Here is a 4,337-nt window from a genome sequence, read left to right on the forward strand (position 1 = left end):
GCCTGGTCGGCCTGGTGGTAGCGGATGCGCGCGGCCGCGCGGAGCGGCGCCGCGTCGAGCCGGGCCTCCGTGTCGGGCGCGGGGGCCGACCAGGTCCAGCTGTCGGCGATGAGCGCGCCCGACATCAGGTCGGCCTCGTCGCCCAGGGTCACGGTGTTGGCGCGCGCGTCGATGCCTGTTACATAGAGCGGCCGCGCTGCCGCCACGCCAAGGCCCTTGCGCTGGCCCACGGTGTAGCGGATGGCGCCGTGGTGCCGGCCGAGCACCGTGCCGTCCGTGCCCACGATGTCCCCTTCGGGAAGCGCCCGCCCGCGCCTGCGCTCGATGAACGTGGCGAAGTCGTTGTCGGGAACGAAGCAGATGCCTTGGCTATCCCGCTTCGCCGCGTTCTCGAAGCCGTGCTCGCGCGCGATGCGGCGCACGTCGCCCTGTTTCGTGAGCCCGCCCAGGGGGAACAGCACATGGGCAAGCTCCTCCTGCGTGAGCCCATAGAGGAAGTAGCTCTGGTCTTTGGTTCGGTCGACGGCCTTCATAAGGGCGAAGGAGCCGCTTTCCAGCTGCGCAACGCGCGCATAATGCCCCGTTGCCAGATACTCGCACCCGAGTTCGCGGGCATGGGCGAGCAGGGCGCCGAACTTGATGCGCTGGTTGCAGATGGCGCAGGGGTTGGGCGTGGTGCCCAGCTCGTAGGCGCGGCAAAACGCCTCGATCACGTCGCGTTCGAAAGCGTCGCGGCAGTCGAGCACCGTGAACGGTATGCCGAGCCGATGCGCCACGGCACGCGCGTCCTCGATATCGGCGAGGTTGCCGCATGCGCGCGCGGGGTCGCGTCCCGAGGTCTCGGCGTCGTAGAGACGCATCGTGACGCCGATGCAGTCATAGCCGGCCGAAGACAGCAGGTAGGCGGTAACGCTTGAATCGACCCCGCCGCTCATGGCGATGAGAACCCGCGTGCCCACGGCGGCCTACGCAAACATAGGGGTCGAGAGGTAGCGCTCGCCCGTGTCTACAAGGAACGCCACGATGGTCTTGCCCTCGTTTTCCGGGCGGCGGGCAAGTTCGAGCGCGGCCCAGGTGGCGGCGCCAGACGAGATGCCCACGAGCAGCCCCTCCTCAGCGCCGAGGCGGCGGCCCACGGCGTAGGAATCCTCGGTGGTAACGGTCATCACCTTGTCATAGACGTGAGTGTCGAGCACCTCGGGTACAAACCCCGCGCCGATGCCCTGGATACCGTGGGGGCCGGGCTTGCCGCCCGAGAGCACGGGGGAGTCGGCGGGCTCCACGGCGATGAGCTCGATTGCGGGGTTCTGCTCCTTAAGGTAGCCGCCTGCGCCCGTGATGGCGCCTCCCGTGCCCACGCCGGCGACGAAGATGTCGACGTTGCCGTCGGTGTCGTTCCAGATCTCGGGGCCGGTGGTGGCGCGGTGGATGGCTGGATTTGCGGGGTTCACGAACTGGCCCGCGATGATGCTCTTCGGCGTGGCGCTCTGGAGCTCGTTTGCGCGCTCGATGGCTCCCGCCATGCCTTTGGCTCCCGGGGTGAGCACAAGCTCGGCGCCGTAGGCGCGCACAAGCTGGCGACGTTCGACGCTCATGGTCTCGGGCATGACGATGATGGCGCGGTAGCCGCGAGCGGCTGCCACGGCAGCGAGCCCGACACCGGTGTTGCCCGACGTGGGCTCGATGATGGTGTAGCCCTCATGCGGGCGGATGGCGCCTTCGCGCTCAGCTGCCTCGATCATCGAGAGCGCGACGCGGTCCTTGGCAGAGCCGGCCGGGTTCGAGCGCTCGAGCTTGACGAGCACGCGCGCCCTGAGACCGTCCGTGCGCTCGATGTTACTGAGCTCCAGTAGCGGGGTGTGGCCGATCAGCTGGTCGATGGAGGTGTAGATGTTTGCCATGATTGGTCTCCTTCTCGCGCGGCTTCGAATGCCGACGCGGTGTTGCTGGTCGAATATCGATATTGTAGACACGAGCTGCCACGATCGCGAGGCCGCGTCGCGTGTCTCTGGGAAGTTCGTTCCACTTTTGGGAACTTGTTTCTCGGCTTGGCCGTGTGTGGCAATGCTCCTTCAATGGGTACCTGCGGTTTTGTGAGTTGCGTATCCCGGTGTGGTGGCCGGGCGGCAAAAGATATTCCCAAAAGTGGAACGAATAAAGCGGTAGTCGCTTGGCGCGCGCTGGCAGGGTGAATGAGGCGGTAGCAAGGTAAGATGACGACAGCGCAGCCCGTGCCATCTGTGGTCGCGAAGCCCCCTCCGCCCGGCTCGTGCGACGGGTGGGCGTGGGCCCGACGGGGCGTGAGGCTAGTGCTTCTTCACGCCCAAGATAGTACACATGATGCTTACGATGATCGCGCCAACGAATGCCGAAACGAAGTTGGCGGCCACGATACCCGAGCCGAGCAGGTTGAGCGAAAGCGAGCTTGCAAGCTGGAGCATGAGGCCGTTCACCATAAGCTGGAAGAGCCCGAGCGTGATGATGGTGAGCGGGAGCGCGAGCACCGTGATGATGGGCTTCACGAGCGAATTGACGAGCGAGAGGAAAAGTCCGGTGAATATGTAGCACAGCCAGGGCTCGACGGTGCCCAGGACGAAGATGCCCGGGACGAACCAATCGGCGATCGCGATGGCGATCGAGGTGAAGAGCCAGTTGAGCAGGAAGGTCATGGGAGGCCTTTCGGGAGCGCGCTGTGTGGGCCGGTTCGTTGCGACATGCGGTTACGGCGCGGAGTCTTGTCTTGCGGTTCGCGAGTTCGCCGGGCGCGCGCTTGCGGTTCCGCCGGGTTCGCGAAGTTTCGACCGATTATGCCCCAACTGGGCTCACATATTTCCGATGGGCGGCGTATGTGAAGAGTTGAAGGATGGCGAGGTGCCCACACGGTTGATGGAGGCTGGTGCGACGCAGCCGGCGGTGTATCCGTATGATGCCTCTGAAGTGCGGCGCTTTAGCGAAGTGGTGTGGTACACTGCGACGTGCGCCAGCGTGCGACCATTATCGCCAGGGCGCGTTGCAGAGCGCATACACAAACGGGGCGAACGGGGGCGGTGCCGCATGGATATCGAGAAGATGTATGAACGTGAAGATGTCGAGCAGCTGGTGCGCGCATTTTCTATGTTGCACGGCGAGGCGGACATCAAGGCGTTCCTAGCCGATCTGCTCACCCCGCGCGAGGTCTGCGATTTGGCCCAGCGCCTGCAGGTGGCGCGCTGCCTCGACGAAGGGGAGCCGTACGTGCAGGTGCAGGCGCGCACCGGCGCGTCATCGACCACGGTGAGCCGCGTGTCGAAGGCGCTCAATGGCGAGTACGGCGGCTATCGCAGGCTCCTGATTCGTTTGGAGGACGAGAGGTAGGCAAGGGATGGAGACCGTTGTTCTTGAGGCTGTTACGTCTGAAACCGTGAGCGCGCTCGCTGAGCTCGCCCACGAGATCTGGTTCGAGTACTGGCCGTCGCTCATCGGAGCGGACCAGACGTCATATATGGTCGATCGGTTCCAGTCGCTGCCGGCGATCGAGCGCGACATGCGCGATCATGCCTACGAGTATTGGTTCGTGCGCGCCGTGGACGACGGGCGCATCGTGGGATATACGGGAGGTCATGTCGAGCCCGAGACCAACCGATTCTTTATCTCCAAGATCTATCTTCTGGCATCGGAGCGCGGAAAGCATTTTGCGAGCGCCGTGGTCTCCTTCTATGAGCGACTTTGCCGCGAGCGCGGCCTCTCTGCCATGTATCTCACCGTCAACAAGGGTAACGACCTGGGCGTTCGCGCATATCGTGGCAACGGCTTCTCTGTTATCGATGCCGTCGAGACCGATATCGGTCAAGGGTTCATCATGGACGATTACATCATGGAGAAGCGCGTGAAATAAGGGCTTGCCCTGCGACCTCAGTGCATCAGCACCATGAAGAGTGGAATCGCTTTGTTTTGTTAGCTAAACGGCGTTCGGCCACCGCGCATCGGGGCGAAGGCGGCAGAGCGGGGGCTTCTGATATCTTCCATAGGTCAAGATATACAAACATATGTTCGATATTCATGCTATAATCGCCTTAACGAGCGGGCGGTGCCCTCCGAGTCCAACGGGGTAGATGGAGGGATCCCTTGAGCAAGCTCACCCAGCTGCTGCTCGCGGCGGCTGTTCTGGTAGCGCTGATTCTGTTGGCCTACGAGATGCTGCTCGGCTAGGCCGGGCACGGGGTGATGCTTGACGCAAAAGGGAACAGCCGCCTTGGTGGAGACGGCTGTTCAGCGTGGGCATTACCCCATCACAACGTTTTCACAGGAGGGCTTAAAACCTTCTGCTCGCTACGAGTATACCCCAACGCGGCGTCCCC

5 protein-coding genes are annotated in these 4,337 nt (G+C 63.6%); 2 read left to right on the forward strand and 3 right to left on the reverse strand.

The window, feature by feature from the left end:
* From mnmA to HGEM_RS03085, 3 genes are all read right to left on the reverse strand, one after another.
* Positions 1-959, reverse strand: a 959-nt coding sequence (mnmA, locus tag HGEM_RS03075) for a tRNA 2-thiouridine(34) synthase MnmA (RefSeq protein ID WP_019127937.1), incomplete at its 3' end; no start/stop codon positions are given.
* 6 nt (positions 960-965) lie between these two features.
* Positions 966-1,901, reverse strand: coding sequence for a cysteine synthase A (gene cysK / locus HGEM_RS03080; protein ID WP_019127938.1), 936 nt, complete (start codon positions 1,899-1,901; stop codon positions 966-968).
* A gap of 405 nt (positions 1,902-2,306) precedes the next feature.
* Positions 2,307-2,669: a phage holin family protein gene (locus HGEM_RS03085; RefSeq protein ID WP_019127939.1), complete on the reverse strand. Its 363-nt coding sequence runs from the start codon at positions 2,667-2,669 to the stop codon at positions 2,307-2,309.
* Positions 2,670-3,054: 385 nt separating this feature from the next.
* Between HGEM_RS03085 and HGEM_RS03090 the strand changes: the two genes are divergently transcribed.
* Both HGEM_RS03090 and HGEM_RS03095 read left to right on the forward strand, forming a co-directional pair.
* Complete coding sequence (locus HGEM_RS03090; protein WP_019127940.1) at positions 3,055-3,354, forward strand: YerC/YecD family TrpR-related protein; 300 nt, start codon at positions 3,055-3,057, stop codon at positions 3,352-3,354.
* 7 nt (positions 3,355-3,361) lie between these two features.
* On the forward strand, positions 3,362-3,874 hold the full coding sequence (locus HGEM_RS03095; RefSeq protein ID WP_019127941.1) for a GNAT family N-acetyltransferase: 513 nt from the start codon (positions 3,362-3,364) through the stop codon (positions 3,872-3,874).
* Positions 3,875-4,337 lie beyond the last annotated feature (463 nt).

Source organism: Enorma massiliensis phI, from assembly GCF_000311845.1.
Taxonomy (GTDB): Bacteria; Actinomycetota; Coriobacteriia; order Coriobacteriales; family Coriobacteriaceae; genus Enorma; species Enorma massiliensis.